This is a genomic window from Flavobacterium sp. N1719 (assembly GCF_025947045.1).
Classification (GTDB): Bacteria; Bacteroidota; Bacteroidia; order Flavobacteriales; family Flavobacteriaceae; genus Flavobacterium; species Flavobacterium stagni.
This window is the reverse complement of the sequence record NZ_CP109993.1, coordinates 1,174,325-1,189,636: the sequence shown is the minus strand read 5'-3', so window position 1 is coordinate 1,189,636 and position 15,312 is coordinate 1,174,325. Positions and strand designations below refer to the sequence as shown.

The window sequence follows — 15,312 nt, the reverse complement described above, 5'->3', positions numbered from 1 at the left end:
GACATTAATTAATACCGATACATCCAATGAAAGCATACGTTTTCCCGGGTCAGGGAGCACAATTTACCGGAATGGGTAAAGACTTATATGAAAACTCAGCTGTAGCGCGTGAGTTATTTGAAAAAGCCAATGAAATTTTAGGTTTCCGCATTACCGACATCATGTTTGAAGGTACGGCCGAGGAATTGAAAGAAACCAAAGTTACCCAACCCGCGGTGTTTTTACATTCTGTGATTTTAGCCAAAACCCTTGAAGATTTCCAGCCCGAAATGGTGGCCGGACATTCGTTAGGGGAATTTTCAGCCTTGGTTGCTAGTGGTGCTTTGTCGTTTGAAGACGGGTTAAAATTGGTTTCACAACGTGCCCTAGCGATGCAGAAAGCCTGTGAAATTACTCCTTCTACAATGGCAGCCGTATTGAACTTGGACGATAAAGTGGTTGAAGACATTTGTGCTTCTATTGATGGTGTTGTCGTTGCTGCGAATTACAACTGTCCCGGACAATTGGTGATTTCGGGCGAATTCAAAGCGGTAGAAGCCGCTTGTGAAAAAATGAAAGAGGCGGGAGCGAAACGCGCTTTATTATTACCGGTTGGTGGTGCTTTCCACTCGCCCATGATGGAACCGGCTCGTGAGGAATTAGCGGCAGCCATTGAAGCTACCCATTTCAACGATCCTGTTTGTCCTGTATACCAAAATGTACCTGCAAGTGCGGTGAGCGATGCGGCTACAATCAAACAAAATTTGATTACCCAATTGACTGCCCCAGTAAAATGGACGCAATCGGTACAACAAATGATTGCTGATGGCGCCACTTCCTTTACCGAAGTTGGTCCGGGCAAAGTATTGGTTGGATTAGTCAATAAAATCAATAAAGACGTAACTACCTTATCCGCATAATATGAAAAAGATCATTGTAAGTTTTGCACTGCTTGCTGTATTCGCATCCTGCAAAGAAGAAACTCAAGAGAAATTGGATGCTGCAAAAGATGCTGTATCGGAAGAAGTTAAAGAGAATGTAGATTCGGTGAAAGCTAAAACAGAGAAAGTTTTGGACTCCACGAAAGAAAAACTGAAGTCCAAAGTAGACACTCTTTTGGTGAAAGGCGCTTCCAAAGTGGAAGAAAAAGCCAAACAAATCAAAGAATCTGCAAAAAAATAAATTTGAGAAGCCCCGTAAATAGGGGCTTTTTTATTTTTAATATGTTAAAATTTGTTCTTTTTTTCGTTTTGGCACGGTGCTGCTATTTTTTGGCATTCGATTTGTAATAAGGGAAAAAGTTCTTATTAATTATTAATTCTTAATCCCTTAAAAAAATGAAAAAAGTAGTTTTAAGCTTAGCGCTTATCGGAGCATTAACTGTTGTTTCTTGTGACAAAAAAGCCGATCAAAAAGTTGAATCTGAAACTGAAATTTCGGCAGACACTTTGGAGCAAAATCAAGATTCAACGAACACTGAAAAAGATTCAACTGTTGAAAAAACAGGTGAAGCGGTGAAAGAAGAGGCTTCAAAAGCAAAAGCAGAAACCCCTGCGGCTCCTGAAAAAGTAGCCAAAGAAACGAAAGAAGCCGTTAAAAAATAGGCTGTATTTAGTTGTAAAAGGAAAGGGGGCGTTCCATTGAACGCCCCCTTTGATTTTTATACTAACTCCGAATTTTCTGCTCCCATTTCCAAGCACTCGCTAGCGCTTCTTCCAAGCCTAGCTCTGCTTTCCATCCCAAAACATTGTTTGCACGATCAGTATTGGCATAAGCTTCTGTGATATCACCTTCTCTTCTACCTACAATTTGATAGTTCAAGGCTTTTCCACTTACTTTTTCGAAAGCTTTGATGACTTCAAGCACCGAACTTCCTTTTCCCGTACCCAAATTGAAAGTTTCTACTTTGGTTTCATTTTTTTGGTGAATCAATCGCTGTAAGGCCACCACGTGGGCTTTGGCTAAGTCGACTACATGGATGTAATCGCGAACGGCTGTACCATCCGCTGTGGGATAATCATCTCCAAAAACCGATAATTTCTCGCGTAATCCAATGGCTGTTTGGGTAATAAACGGCACTAGATTTTGTGGAACACCCAACGGCAATTCTCCAATTTCTGCGGATTCATGCGCCCCAACCGGATTAAAATAACGCAATAAAATGGCGTTCAACGGAGTCACTTTTGCGGTATCTTGAATGATTTCTTCTCCGATTTGTTTGGTATTTCCGTAAGGAGACATCGCAGGTTGCACGGAAGCATTCTCCGTAATTGGCATTTGCTCGGCCTGACCGTAAACGGTACATGACGAACTGAAAATAAAATTCGCTTGCGGTAATTGGGTCAATTCCTGTAAAACATACACCAAGGCATTGATGTTGTTTTCGTAATACAATAACGGATTTTCAACGCTCTCTCCAACTGCTTTACTCGCTGCAAAATGGATAACACCGGCTAAATCATGGTGCTTTTTAAAAAAATCTTGAACCGCTGCTTTGTCGCGTAAATCAATATTTTCAAAAACGGGTTTCTTTCCTGTGATGCGCTCAATACCGTCCAAGACTTCGATGGAAGAATTCGACAAATTGTCAATAGCAACGACATCAAATCCCACATTCTGTAATTCTACAACGGTGTGGGAACCGATAAATCCTAACCCTCCGGTTACTGCGATTTTCATAAATTAATAGTTGTGTTAGAGTTCGTTTATACAAACGCTAAAATAGCATCCGTAATATATTTTATTTGTTCGTCATCCAATTCGGTGTGCATTGGCAACGCGATTACTTCATCTACCAATTGATTGGTTACGGGAAAATCTTCTTCGCGATAGCGTGCATCCAAATAGGCTTTTTGACGGTGCAACGGAATCGGGTAATAAATCGCACACGGAATTCCCATCCCTTGTAAATGCGCTAATAAACCGTCGCGTTTCCCATTCAAAATACGAATCACATATTGGTGAAACACATGGCAATCACAAGCATCACAAATGGTAGGTACCCAAATATTGGGATTGGCTCCCAACGCAGCAGAATATTTACGGGCTGCCTCTTGACGGGCTTTATTGTAGGTATCCAAATGCGGTAATTTCGCTTTCAAAACTCCAGCTTGAATACTGTCTAAACGGGAATTTACCCCCACCACATCGTGATGGTAGCGCTCGTACATTCCGTGGTTCACGATTCCGCGAAGGGTATGGGCTAACGCATCATCATTGGTAAAAATCGCTCCACCATCGCCGTAACATCCTAAATTTTTAGAAGGGAAAAAGGACGTTGCGCCCACATGTCCGATGGTTCCCACTTTGCGTTTTGAACCGTCTTTTGACGTATAATCGGCACCAATGGCTTGTGCATTGTCCTCAATCACAAATAGATTATGTTCGTTGGCAATTTCCATAATCGCATCCATATTGGCCGCACGACCAAACAAATGCACGGGAACAATCGCTTTTGTTTTGGGAGTAATCGCTTGACGAATACGCTCCAAAGAAATGTTCATATTATTCAAATCCACATCCACCAAAACAGGTGTCAGTTGCAACAATGCAATCACCTCAACGGTTGCGGCAAAGGTAAAATCAGCGGTAATCACTTCGTCCCCCGGCTGAAGACCCAACCCCATCATCGCAATTTGTAAGGCATCGGTTCCATTGGCACACGGGATAACGTGTTTCACGCCCAAATAGGCTTCCAAATCGGCTTGAAATTGATGTACTAATGGGCCATTAATATAGGTTGTAGTGTCGAGAACGTCTTGAATGGAAGCGTTTACTTCCTCTTTTATTTTATCGTATTGACTTTTTAAGTCAACCATTTGTAATTTTCTCATGGTCTGTTTTTAAAGCGTAACAAAAGTACACAATTTCTGATTTTATGGAGCAAATGGCTCGGGCTTTTTCAGCCATCGTCTTTCCCGCTTTCGGCCATAGTCCCGATAGGAATCGGGAGCTATTTGCCTCTATCGGGGCTAAAACCGCAACGTCTTTCGAGAAAATAATCGTACTTTTAACCCCCGTAAAGCTGAGGGCATGTTGTTTTTCTACAATTTATTGGTTCATTTATTGGCGGCATTGCTTCCGCTTCTTGCCCTATTCAGCTCCAAATTGAAATTATTTGTCCAAGGTCGGAAATCCGTTTGGGACACTTTGACTTCCAAACTTCAAGCTTCAGACAAAACCATTTGGTTTCATGCCGCCTCGTTGGGCGAGTACGAACAAGGCTTACCCGTAATTGAGGCCCTCAAAGTAAACTATCCTCAGCATAAAATCGTCGTGACCTTCTTTTCCCCTTCGGGTTATGAAGTTCGAAAAAACAATACAATTGCCGATGTGACGGTTTATTTGCCGTTGGACACCCAATCCAATGCCCAACGATTTATCGAAACTATTCAACCCGAACTGGTCTTCTTCATCAAATACGAATACTGGCCCAACTATTTGAATATCCTTAAAAAGAAAGCAATACCTACTTATTTACTATCAGGTATCTTTCGACCCAATCAAGCGTTTTTTAAATTCTACGGCGGATTTTATCGCCAAGCCTTGCAAACCTTTGACCACTTTTTTGTCCAAAATGAATCGTCAAAAAAACTATTGCAATCGATTGGATATTCCCAATGTACGGTTTCTGGGGACACGCGTTTTGATCGGGTAGTTGGTATTTTGGAACGCGATAATCAATTGGACTTTATCGCGAATTTTAAAAACAGCCAAACCACACTAGTTGCAGGAAGTACCTGGCCCAAAGATGAAGAATTGTTACTTTACTTTATCAATCAAGCGTCATCCGACTTAAAATTCATCATTGCTCCACACAATATCAAAGCGGAACAAATTGCCAATCTTCAACAACGATTGCAAAAACCGACCGTTTTATTTTCTGAAAAAGAAGGCAAAGACCTTTCTTCTTATTCTGTCTTCATCATTGACACTATCGGAATTTTGACCAAAATTTATAGTTATGCCGATATTGCCTATGTGGGCGGCGGATTTGGTCATCCCGGCGTGCATAATGTCCTCGAACCCGCTACGTTTGGGATTCCTATTGTTGTCGGACCCAACTATAGCCACTTTGCAGAAGCGACGGCTTTGGTCGATTTGGGCGGTTGTGTTTCCATTCAAAACACCCAAGAATGTGAAGAAGCGCTGAATCGTTGGATACAAAATGAAGACGAACGCTATGAAAAAGGACATATTTGTGCCACTTTTGTTCAAATGAATAAAGGGGCTACAGCTACCATAATTAAATATATCACAAACACACACCAACTTTAATCCTATGAAAAACTTGAAACACTTGTTTTTGTTTTTGTTCTTATGCCTTAATTCCGTTGCACAACAAGGCGGAATGTGGCTGCCCAACTTATTGAAAGGCGACCGTGAAACGGAAATGAAAAATCTGGGCATGAAATTAACTGCCGATCAAATTTATTCGGTGAACAAATCCAGCTTAAAAGATGCCGTTCCCCAGTTTGATGGCGGTTGTACGGCTGAAGTTATTTCCAACAAAGGTTTGATCTTAACCAACCACCATTGTGGATTTGACGCGATTCAAAACCATTCGACCGTAGAACACGATTATTTACGCGATGGATTTTGGGCTTATAAAATGGAGGACGAATTGGCAAATCCCGATATGGTCGTCACGTTTGTGGTGCGCATTGAAGATGTGACTTCAAAAGTATTGGAAGGTACAACAGGCTTAACTGAAGCCGATAAACAAAAAAAGATTCAAAGCACTATTGCTGAATTGACAAAATCGTTACCCAAAGAAACTTGGCAAGACAACTTGATCAAAACCTTCTACGATGGCAATCAGTATATTCGTTTTGTGACCGAAACCTTTAAAGACATTCGTTTAGTAGGCGCACCGCCGAGTTCGATCGGGAAATTTGGCTCCGATACCGACAACTGGGTTTGGCCGCGCCATACAGGAGATTTCTCGATTTTCCGAATTTATGCGGATAAAAACAACCGACCTGCGACGTATTCCAAAGACAATGTTCCATACACACCGAAATACTTTTTCCCTATTTCTATAAAAGGAGTTAAAGAAAATGATTTTACGATGGTGATGGGGTATCCGGGTCGCACCCAAGAATACTTACCTTCCTATGCGGTTGAACAATTGGTGAATACGTTAAATCCCGCAAAAATTGAAGTAAGAGACGCTGCCTTGAAAGTGCAAGACCGTTTTATGCGCAAAGATCAAGCGATTAAAATTCAATACGCTTCGAAATATGCCAGCATTGCCAACTATTGGAAAAAATGGATTGGCGAAACCAAAGGCTTGAAAAAATCAAATGCGATTGTAGAAAAGCAAAAATTTGAAGCAGCATTGACTGCAAAAATTAATGCGGCAGGTAAACAAAGTGAATACGGTCAATTGTTAAGTGATTTTGAAAAAAATTACAGCGCCATTCGCGATTATGCGTTAGCTCGTGATTTGTTTACAGAAGTGGTGTTGCGCAATACCGAGCTTTTACAAACGGGGTATAAATTGTACCAATTGGAGCAATTGTATACCAACAAAGGAGAACAAGCTTTTACAGATCGTAAAAACACCTTACATAAAGGCATCGATGCATTTTATAAAGATTACAATAATGAGGTTGATAAAAATGTATTTGAACAATTGATTGCCATTTATGCGCAACGCTTACCCAAAGCGTTTTTACCAAGTAGTCTAGAAAATTTGAATTCGACTCAAATGGCTCAGGATATTTATTCAACTTCAGCATTGACTAATTTAGAGGCATTCAGAAAATTGTTGGAAGGCGATACGGCTACTGTTTTAGCAAAAATGAATCAAGACAAAGGCTATCAATTGGTGAAATCCATTGCTGATGCTTATTTGCAAAAAGTGGCCCCTAAATTTGATGAATTGAATTTAAAAAACATGGCCACGCAACGCACGTACATGAAAGCGATTGTGGAATTGAGTCCGAAGTCGGCCCGTATTTTCCCCGATGCCAACAGTACGCTGCGCGTGACTTACGGTAAAGTTAAAGGCTACAAACCCACGGATGCTGTGTATTATGAACCTTTTACTACACTTGATGGTGTAATGGAAAAATACGTTCCAGGTGACTATGAATTTGATGTTCCTCAAAAACTGATAGAATTGCACCAACAAAAGAATTATGGCCGATACGCCAATGCCCAAGGCAAAATGCCAGTTGCTTTTATCGCTACCAATCATACTACAGGAGGAAACTCGGGTAGTCCGGCTTTGGATGCAGAAGGCAATTTAATTGGTTGTAATTTTGATCGTGTTTGGGAAGGCACGATGAGTGATGTTTACTATTCTCCAGAGATCTGTAGAAACATAATGGTGGATGCACGCTATATTTTATTCATTATTGATAAGTTTGCAAACGCTCAAAATTTGATTAACGAACTGAAAATCATCAGTCCAAAAAAGAAGAAATAAATATTTCAAAAATAAGACTTTGGCACGGTCTTTGATAAATAATGGGCGGAATTCAAAGTGCGAATTTTTTAAAAAAATAAGAACTTTTGTTTTTGTGATTAAAAAAATTTATATCTTTGCTCCGAATTAATAATTAACCTTTTATAATTAAGTAAGATGAAAAAAGTATTTTTAAGCTTAGCTGTTATCGCTGCTTTGACTGTTGTATCTTGTAAAAATTCTGAAAACGCTGAAGCAACTGCTACAGATTCAACTGCTGTTGATTCAACTGCTACAGATTCAACTGCTACAACTACAGATTCTACAGCTACAGATTCTACAAAAGTAGATTCAACTGCTGCTAAAACTGAAGCTCCAGCTGAAAAAAAATAATTAGAACCCAGTTCTGATTAAGAAAAAAGTCCCGATATCGGGACTTTTTTGCATTTATATACTTCGTGAATTGTTTATCTAGCTTAAATAGTTGCAATAAAAAAAGCTCCTAATGAAACATTAGGAGCTTTTGTACTCAAGGCGGGACTTGAACCCGCACGGGCATTACTACCCACTGGATTTTAAGTCCAGCGTGTCTACCAATTCCACCACTCGAGCATTTTGGTATGTTGAGCGAAAAACGGGGTTCGAACCCGCGACCTCAACCTTGGCAAGGTTGCGCTCTACCAACTGAGCTATTTTCGCATTATCAATGTATTTAAGAACTGCACCGCATTGCTTGCGATTGCGGATGCAAATGTAACACTAAAATTGTATTCTGCAAATGAAAATTAGAAAAAAATTCAGGGTTTTTCTTAACCCGCTGATTGCCAAACTTTACTTTCTGTTTAACATTCGTTTTAATTCATTTAACTTCATCAATGCCTCCACAGGCGTCAAGGTATTTATGTCCAATTGCTCAATATCCGTTTTGATTTCTTCCAACAAAGGATCATCCAAATTGAAAAAGCTGAGTTGCATTTCATCTTGCGCCGACTTGATGCCGTTCAACACTTCTGACGAATGCCCTTTTTCCATCTTCTTCAACATCTTCTGTGCTTTTTGAATCACGGTTTGTGGCATACCAGCCATTTTTGCCACATGAATACCAAAACTGTGCGCACTACCACCTTCCACTAGCTTGCGCAAGAAAAGCACATTATCTTTCAATTCTTTTACCGAAACATTATAATTCCGGATTCTTGGCAATACCTCCGTCATTTCATTCAATTCATGGTAATGGGTCGCAAATAAGGTTTTGGCACGTGCTGGATTTTCATGCAAATAGTCTGCAATTGCCCAGGCAATGGAAATACCATCATACGTACTCGTTCCGCGTCCAATTTCGTCAAGTAAAACTAAACTTCGTTCCGACATATTATTCAAAATAGAAGCCGTTTCATTCATCTCCACCATAAACGTAGACTCCCCCATAGAAATATTATCGCTAGCGCCTACCCGTGTAAAAATTTTATCCACCACTCCCATACGAACGGATTCTGCCGGCACAAAACTTCCAATTTGCGCCAACAGTACAATAAGCGCTGTTTGCCGTAAAATGGCCGACTTACCCGACATGTTCGGACCCGTAATCATGATGATTTGCTGACTGTCGCGATCCAAATACACATCGTTTGCAATATACGGCACGCCCACTGGCAATTGTTTTTCAATTACGGGATGACGACCGTTTTTGATGTCCAAATCAAAACTATCGTCCAATTCTGGACATACATAATGATGATCCAAAGCCAATTGAGCAAAAGCAACCAAACAATCCAATTGCGCAATCAAATGCGCATTCATTTGCACTTGCTTGATATACGTTCCAATCCAATTCACCAATTGTTCAAACAGTTGGGATTCGATTTGATGAATCTTTTCTTCAGCACCAAGAATGGTGCTCTCATATTCTTTTAATTCTTCCGTGATGTAGCGCTCTGCATTGACCAAGGTTTGTTTACGAATCCAATCCTCGGGCACTTTGTCTTTGTGGGTGTTTCGAACTTCGATATAATACCCAAAAACGTTATTAAATGAAATCTTTAAAGAGGTAATACCCGTTCGTTCCGACTCCCGCTTTTCAATTTGCTCCAAAAATTCTTTCCCAGAAAAAGCAATATTGCGCAACCTATCCAATTCTTCGTGCACACCCGGAGCAATTGCATTTCCTTTAGCAATGGAAACGGGCGCATCGGGATTTAAGGTAGTCGCGATTTTTTCCCGCAAAACATCACACGAATGCAAGGTATCCCCCAATACTCGAACGGCTTCCTGAGGACTTGCCAAAGCAGTCGTTTTTACTGGAACAATGGCATCCAAGGATTCTTTCAAATACATCACTTCACGCGGCGCAATTCGTCCCGTAGCCACTTTCGAAATCAGTCGCTCCAAATCCGATATCTGTTTGATTTGATATTGAATTTGTTGTAAAATCTCTTGATTATTTTTCAGATAGGAAACCACTTCATGGCGCTCTCTGATTTTTTGAATATCCTTTAACGGGAGTGCCAGCCATCTTTTTAACAGGCGAGCTCCCATAGGCGAAAGCGTTTTATCGATAATATCCAAAAGCGTTACCGCATTGGGATTATAGCTGTGGTATAGTTCTAAATTGCGAATGGTAAACCGGTCCATCCAAACATACGCCTCTTCGGCAATGCGTTGGATAGATGAAATATGCTGTAATTTATTGTGCTGTGTCTCGGATAAATAATACAAAATCGCACCCGAAGCAATCACTCCCTCTACCAAATCATCTACCCCAAATCCTTTTAACGAATTGGTTTGAAAATGTGTAGTTAAGCGCTCTAAGGCATAATCTTCTTTATACAACCAGTCTTCGAGATAAAACACATTGTACTCTTCACCAAAAACATCATGAAATTGCTTTTTTTGCTGTTTGGGAACCAATAATTCAGCGGGTTGAAAATTCTGTATCAATTTATCCAAATATTCTTCATTCCCTTGGGCCGCTAGAAATTCACCCGTTGATACATCAAGAAAAGCGATTCCTAATGTTTTTTTACCGAAATAAACGGAAGCCAAAAAATTGTTGGATTTGGCTTGCAGCACCTCATCATTCATGGCTACACCTGGCGTAACCAATTCCGTAACACCTCTTTTTACAATGGTTTTAGTCATTTTGGGATCTTCCAATTGGTCACAAATAGCGACCCGCAAACCCGCTTTAACTAATTTTGGTAAATACGTGTTCAATGAGTGATGAGGAAATCCGGCCAATGCCGTTTCTGATTCCGAGCCATTCCCTCTTTTGGTCAAAATAATCCCTAAAATTTTAGAGGCGCGTATGGCATCCTCGCCAAAGGTTTCATAAAAGTCGCCTACGCGAAACAACAAACAAGCATCGGGATACTTGGCTTTTATCTCGTTGTATTGCTTCATCAATGGGGTTTCCTTTGTACTTTTTTCTTTGGCTGCCACGCTATTTCAATTTTAAAAAATGAGGTACGAATGTAACGAAATCTATTGAAGTTTGCCACGAAATTTATTAGTGATTTTTACGCGGAAAATTTGGACAATACATGATTTTTTTTGTTAGATTTGCTTGTAAATCTAAATTTTGTTAGACCATGAAAAAAATTCTTTTGGTTGCAGCACTTTCAGTAATGGGTTTAGCCAATGCACAAACCCCTAATGCGAAAACAACTACTGCTCAGCCAGCGCAAACCACTCAACCTGTTGACGGTGCACAAATTACATTTGAGAACGAAACGATTGACTACGGCACCATTGAACACAATGCGGATGGAAATCGCCAATTTGTTTTCACTAACTCAGGCAATAAACCGTTGATTATTGAGAGCGCTCAGGGTTCTTGTGGTTGTACAGTTCCAACTCCTCCTAAAGATCCAATTCAACCGGGTCAAAAAGGAGTTATCAGTGTTCGTTACGCTACTGACCGCGTAGGACAATTTACTAAAAACGTAACTGTGCGTTCCAATGCAGTAGGCAACGAAACTAAGGTTTTAACCATTAAAGGTAACGTTTTACCCGATCCGCAACCTGCTACTCCAGCAGCTGCACCGGTTAAAAGTTAAATAAAATCTTATTTTTCCATATTTAAAGCTCCTCAACGGGAGCTTTTTTTATTTTTGCAGTATGAGAAAATTAGCCAATAGCGAACTTGATCGTAAATCCGTTGAAGATTTTAAAAAAGCGACAAAAACCCCAATAATCATTATACTTGACGATATTCGAAGTCTGCATAATATCGGGTCTGTATTTCGCACATCGGATGCTTTTTTAGTAGAAAAAATTTACCTCTGCGGCATCACGGCTACACCTCCTCACAAAGAAATTCACAAAACGGCATTGGGAGCCACAGAAACTGTAGCATGGGAATATGCTGAAAAGGTTACAACTGTTATTCAACAACTACAAACAGCAGGTGTCAAAGTCTATGCTATCGAACAAGTCGAAAACGCTACGTTTTTAGATCAATTTTCCCCCAACAAAGACGAACGTTATGCCTTGATTTTTGGTAACGAAGTATATGGCGTTTCCCAAGAAGCCATTGCTCTTGCCGAAGGTTGTATCGAAATTCCGCAATTGGGTTCTAAACATTCACTCAACATCTCCGTAAGCGCAGGCATTGTCGTGTGGGATTTTTTTCAAAAATTAAAATAGTCAATAAATGTCCCGCATCTACAACATTTGTCTATTTTTCTATTGTACTGCAATTTGGTCACAAACGACTAATGTTGCCCCCGTACTCCAAGCTACAGGCAACCAACCCTATTGTGCGGGAACCTCAGTTAAAATTGCCACTTCCATGACCATAACAGACCCTGATGATATGGGCGTCAACAATATATTTATACAAATTTCGAACGGCTATGTTCAAGGTCAAGATCTATTGACATTAACAGGTATTCATCCTAATGTAGGAAGTTCCTGGGATGCAACTGCCGGAAAATTAACCTTATTTGGCATAACCGGACAACCTACTTATACCGAACTCACCGCTGCAATTCTGGATGTGGAATTTTCGAATAACTCGCCTAATCCATCAGGAACTCGGTCGTTCTCGATTTCTGTAGGCGATGCCAACTACCTACCATCTACAGATCATTTTTATTTGTTTGTCCCCAATCTTGGTATTACCTGGACCAATGCTTTAGCGTTAGCGAATTCAAGTACTTATTTTGGACTACACGGCTATTTAGCCACCCTAACTTCGTTAGACGAAGCCGTTTTTTCAGGCAACCAAGCCTCAGGAACGGGTTGGATTGGTGCGAGTGACGAACAAGTGGAAGGACAATGGAAATGGATGTCCGGACCCGAACTCGGCACAGCACTCACCTTTACGTATTGGAATACGGGCGAACCGAATAATCTCAACGATGAAGATTATGCCCACATTACGGCACCTGGAGTTGGTTTAGCAGGTTCTTGGAATGATTTATCCAATACTGGTGACAGCTCGGGGAGTTACCAACCCAAAGGCTATATCGTCGAATTTGGCGGTATGCCCGGCGATCCTGTTCTACAAATTTCTACGAGTACTTCCCTTTATATTCCAAAAATTACAGCAACTACAGAGGGAAGTTCGTGCGGACCTGGAACAGTAAACTTACAAGCTACTACTAATCAAGGAACCGTAAATTGGTACACATCTGCCACGGGAGGAACGCCAATTGCAACTGGAAATTCTTTTACAACACCCCATTTAAACACAACTACAACATTTTACACCGTAACTTCTGATTGTTTAAATAGTCCGAGAACAGCAGTAACCGCAACCATTTACGACATCCCTGTACTCACAGTTAACCCTGCCGCTTCGGGTTGTTCTGGTTTAAGTACCATTTTAAGTGCTACCACAACGGCCGGTGTTGTTCGATGGTATGCGTCAATGAATAGTACACAACCCTTATTTACAGGCAATCAATACACGACGCCTGTTCTGAATCAAACGACGACATTCTATGTTGAAGCCAACAACAACGGCTGTATTTCAACACGAATTCCGGTGACGGTTTCCTTACTCCCAACACCGAACCTTGGGCCGGATGAAACCATTAATGTATGTGCCAACCGTTCAGCTTCACTCGCGGTATTCTATCCCAATGCCACGTATTCATGGTCGAATGGCAGCACAACCCCATCCATCAGTGTGACACAGGAAGGTGTTTATCAGGTAACCGTTACCACTGCAGATAATTGTGCCGATACAAAATCGTTTACCGTCAATCATTATTCTTTACCCGAATTAAGTTCTTTATTAATCAACGGACTTGACATGACGGTTTTTATGGTTGAAAATGGTGATTTTGAATACAGTATTGACGGGGTTACCTTTCAAACTAGCCCCGTTTTTCATTTGGACGAAGGTGGTTTTTTCACCCTCACAATTCGCGAAATTCACGGTTGTGGCTTACTCGAAATTCCGTTTCAAGCCAATGTTTTTCCAGCTTACTTTACTCCCAATCAAGATGGCTTAAACGACAGTTGGACAGGGAAAGGCGCGCTTATTTCTGCAGCAGAAACCCTAACCATTTATGATCGGTACGGAAAAATTGTATTTGAAATTAACCCGCGTAATCCGAGTTGGAATGGTCAAATCAACGGGCAGTTGGCACCCGCCGATGATTATTGGTTTGTGTATGAAAACAAAACCAATGGATTACGTCAAAAAGGGCACTTTGCGTTAAAGCGATAATTGCTTTTGAATGGCCTGCAAAATAGTAACATAATCGGATTGATTTTTAACAAAATCCAATTCGGAAACATCAATCACCAATACGTTTAAATTTTGCTGGGTTTTGATAAAATCCAAATAGCCGTTATTAATTTTTTCTAGATAGTCAGCCGGAATTTCTTGTTCATAGCTTCGCCCCCGTTTACGGATATTTTGCAGTAATCGTTCCGTATTTTGGTACAAATAAATATACAAATCGGGCTTGGGCATTTCTTTATAAATGATATCAAACAGCGTTTTATACAGACGGTATTCGTCTTCGGCTAACGTAACTTTGGCAAAAATTAACGATTTGAAAATGTGGTAATCTGCCACCACAAAATCTTTAAACAAATCAAATTGGGACAAATCATCAGAAATTTGTTGGTAGCGATCCGCTAGAAATGACATTTCCAAAGGAAAGGCATAGCGGTTTTGATCTTTGTAGAATTTAGGCAAAAACGGATTGTCGGCAAATCGTTCATAGACCGTTTTTGCATTAAAATCTTCGGCCATTTTGGTTGCCAATGTCGTTTTTCCAGCACCAATATTTCCTTCAATAGCGATATAATTGCATTGTTCTAAATGAATCGCTTGCAAAGGTGCCGAAAGGTTTCCAACGATTTGATATTCGCCATTATCCGAGCACTTTTGAATCAATTCTTGCACAGATTGCTGGGTTTTCGGATGCGTCCAATTGGGCAAAACTTTAGCTAAAGGTTGCAACACAAATTGCCGTTCTGCCAACAAGGGATGTGGAATGGTCAACTGTTCCGTTTCAACCCATTCATGATCAAAACTAATGATGTCGATATCGATAATTCGGTCTTCATAGCCTTCAGAACCACTTCGCGTTCTACCCATTTCGCGTTCAATTTTCAAAATAGATTTCAGAATTTTCTGAGGCGTTTTATGGGAATGAACCACAAGTATACAATTGTAAAACGAAGCGCTTTCAAAGCCCCAAGATGGGGTTTCGTATACCGGAGAAACAGCGATTACCGTGGCTGTATTTTGATGTATCAAATGCACACATTGCTCCAAATTACTGAGCCTTTCGCCCGAATTGGTTCCCAATGCTAGTACAATTTGATGCTGTGAATTCATACCCCGCAAAATAACTAAATCTAATTCAGAAATCGCTATTTTTGCGCTCGGTGTTGATAACTATTTTTGAGAAGTTAGACCCAAAATTCCGTAACAATTTTAGTGAATTGGAAAC

The 15,312-nt window shown here is 40.5% G+C and carries 13 protein-coding genes and 2 tRNA genes; 9 read left to right on the top strand and 6 right to left on the bottom strand.

Translation table 11 applies throughout. The annotated features are described in order from the left end of the window. The first annotated feature begins 26 nt into the window (after positions 1-26). The 3 genes from fabD to OLM45_RS04850 all read left to right on the top strand — a co-directional run bounded on the left by fabD (position 27) and on the right by OLM45_RS04850 (position 1,583). Entirely contained in the window at positions 27-899 is an 873-nt protein-coding gene (fabD, locus tag OLM45_RS04860) for an ACP S-malonyltransferase (protein ID WP_264512429.1), read from the top strand. 1 nt (position 900) lies between these two features. Next, complete coding sequence (locus OLM45_RS04855; protein WP_264512427.1) at positions 901-1,161, top strand: hypothetical protein; 261 nt, start codon at positions 901-903, stop codon at positions 1,159-1,161. 155 nt (positions 1,162-1,316) lie between these two features. Continuing rightward, positions 1,317-1,583: a hypothetical protein gene (locus OLM45_RS04850; protein ID WP_129459964.1), complete on the top strand. Its 267-nt coding sequence runs from the start codon at positions 1,317-1,319 to the stop codon at positions 1,581-1,583. Between the two features lie 61 nt (positions 1,584-1,644). Here OLM45_RS04850 and galE read toward each other — a convergent pair whose 3' ends face one another. Together galE and OLM45_RS04840 are read right to left on the bottom strand one after the other, a co-directional pair. Continuing rightward, positions 1,645-2,658 carry a UDP-glucose 4-epimerase GalE gene (gene galE, locus OLM45_RS04845; RefSeq protein WP_264512425.1) on the bottom strand — a complete coding sequence of 338 codons (1,014 nt, stop codon included), beginning with the start codon at positions 2,656-2,658 and terminating at the stop codon, positions 1,645-1,647. A gap of 26 nt (positions 2,659-2,684) precedes the next feature. Continuing rightward, the gene (locus OLM45_RS04840; protein WP_264512423.1) at positions 2,685-3,812 is read right to left on the bottom strand and encodes a DegT/DnrJ/EryC1/StrS family aminotransferase; all 1,128 of its coding nucleotides are present in this window, start codon (positions 3,810-3,812) and stop codon (positions 2,685-2,687) included. 199 nt (positions 3,813-4,011) lie between these two features. Between OLM45_RS04840 and OLM45_RS04835 the strand changes: the two genes are divergently transcribed. From OLM45_RS04835 to OLM45_RS04825, 3 genes are all read left to right on the top strand, one after another. Then, entirely contained in the window at positions 4,012-5,256 is a 1,245-nt protein-coding gene (locus OLM45_RS04835; RefSeq protein WP_264512421.1) for a 3-deoxy-D-manno-octulosonic acid transferase, read from the top strand. A 4-nt stretch (positions 5,257-5,260) separates the two neighbouring features. After that, the gene (locus tag OLM45_RS04830; protein ID WP_264512419.1) at positions 5,261-7,414 is read left to right on the top strand and encodes a S46 family peptidase; all 2,154 of its coding nucleotides are present in this window, start codon (positions 5,261-5,263) and stop codon (positions 7,412-7,414) included. Between the two features lie 156 nt (positions 7,415-7,570). Next, positions 7,571-7,786, top strand: a complete 216-nt coding sequence (locus OLM45_RS04825; RefSeq protein WP_264512416.1) for a hypothetical protein — start codon at positions 7,571-7,573, stop codon at positions 7,784-7,786. 133 nt (positions 7,787-7,919) lie between these two features. On the opposite strand, the gene OLM45_RS04820 is transcribed toward OLM45_RS04825, so the two are convergent. From OLM45_RS04820 to mutS, 3 genes are all read right to left on the bottom strand, one after another. After that, positions 7,920-8,005 (bottom strand) — tRNA-Leu (locus tag OLM45_RS04820). 14 nt (positions 8,006-8,019) lie between these two features. Continuing rightward, positions 8,020-8,092 (bottom strand) — tRNA-Gly (locus OLM45_RS04815). A 132-nt stretch (positions 8,093-8,224) separates the two neighbouring features. Next, positions 8,225-10,831, bottom strand: coding sequence for a DNA mismatch repair protein MutS (mutS, locus tag OLM45_RS04810; protein ID WP_264512414.1), 2,607 nt, complete (start codon positions 10,829-10,831; stop codon positions 8,225-8,227). Positions 10,832-10,980: 149 nt separating this feature from the next. Here mutS and OLM45_RS04805 point away from each other — a divergent pair, with 149 nt between their 5' ends. From OLM45_RS04805 to OLM45_RS04795, 3 genes are all read left to right on the top strand, one after another. After that, positions 10,981-11,448: a DUF1573 domain-containing protein gene (locus OLM45_RS04805; RefSeq protein WP_129459971.1), complete on the top strand. Its 468-nt coding sequence runs from the start codon at positions 10,981-10,983 to the stop codon at positions 11,446-11,448. A gap of 61 nt (positions 11,449-11,509) precedes the next feature. After that, on the top strand, positions 11,510-12,037 hold the full coding sequence (locus OLM45_RS04800; protein ID WP_264512412.1) for an RNA methyltransferase: 528 nt from the start codon (positions 11,510-11,512) through the stop codon (positions 12,035-12,037). Positions 12,038-12,044: 7 nt separating this feature from the next. Then, entirely contained in the window at positions 12,045-14,072 is a 2,028-nt protein-coding gene (locus OLM45_RS04795) for a T9SS type B sorting domain-containing protein (protein ID WP_264512410.1), read from the top strand. Here OLM45_RS04795 and folK read toward each other — a convergent pair. Continuing rightward, complete coding sequence (folK, locus tag OLM45_RS04790) at positions 14,061-15,197, bottom strand: 2-amino-4-hydroxy-6-hydroxymethyldihydropteridine diphosphokinase (RefSeq protein WP_264512408.1); 1,137 nt, start codon at positions 15,195-15,197, stop codon at positions 14,061-14,063. The two genes, OLM45_RS04795 and folK, sit on opposite strands and share 12 nt — an antisense overlap. Positions 15,198-15,312: the final 115 nt, after the last annotated feature.

What these genes read in the sequence shown, in the direction of transcription:
- fabD (WP_264512429.1), top strand. Translation starts at nt 27, where the DNA reads ATGAAAGCATACGTTTTCCCGGGTCAGGGAGCACAATTTACCGGAATG.
- OLM45_RS04855 (WP_264512427.1), top strand. Translation starts at nt 901, where the DNA reads ATGAAAAAGATCATTGTAAGTTTTGCACTGCTTGCTGTATTCGCATCC.
- OLM45_RS04850 (WP_129459964.1), top strand. Translation starts at nt 1,317, where the DNA reads ATGAAAAAAGTAGTTTTAAGCTTAGCGCTTATCGGAGCATTAACTGTT.
- galE (WP_264512425.1), bottom strand. Translation starts at nt 2,658, where the DNA reads ATGAAAATCGCAGTAACCGGAGGGTTAGGATTTATCGGTTCCCACACC.
- OLM45_RS04840 (WP_264512423.1), bottom strand. Translation starts at nt 3,812, where the DNA reads ATGAGAAAATTACAAATGGTTGACTTAAAAAGTCAATACGATAAAATA.
- OLM45_RS04835 (WP_264512421.1), top strand. Translation starts at nt 4,012, where the DNA reads ATGTTGTTTTTCTACAATTTATTGGTTCATTTATTGGCGGCATTGCTT.
- OLM45_RS04830 (WP_264512419.1), top strand. Translation starts at nt 5,261, where the DNA reads ATGAAAAACTTGAAACACTTGTTTTTGTTTTTGTTCTTATGCCTTAAT.
- OLM45_RS04825 (WP_264512416.1), top strand. Translation starts at nt 7,571, where the DNA reads ATGAAAAAAGTATTTTTAAGCTTAGCTGTTATCGCTGCTTTGACTGTT.
- OLM45_RS04805 (WP_129459971.1), top strand. Translation starts at nt 10,981, where the DNA reads ATGAAAAAAATTCTTTTGGTTGCAGCACTTTCAGTAATGGGTTTAGCC.
- OLM45_RS04800 (WP_264512412.1), top strand. Translation starts at nt 11,510, where the DNA reads ATGAGAAAATTAGCCAATAGCGAACTTGATCGTAAATCCGTTGAAGAT.
- OLM45_RS04795 (WP_264512410.1), top strand. Translation starts at nt 12,045, where the DNA reads ATGTCCCGCATCTACAACATTTGTCTATTTTTCTATTGTACTGCAATT.
- folK (WP_264512408.1), bottom strand. Translation starts at nt 15,197, where the DNA reads ATGAATTCACAGCATCAAATTGTACTAGCATTGGGAACCAATTCGGGC.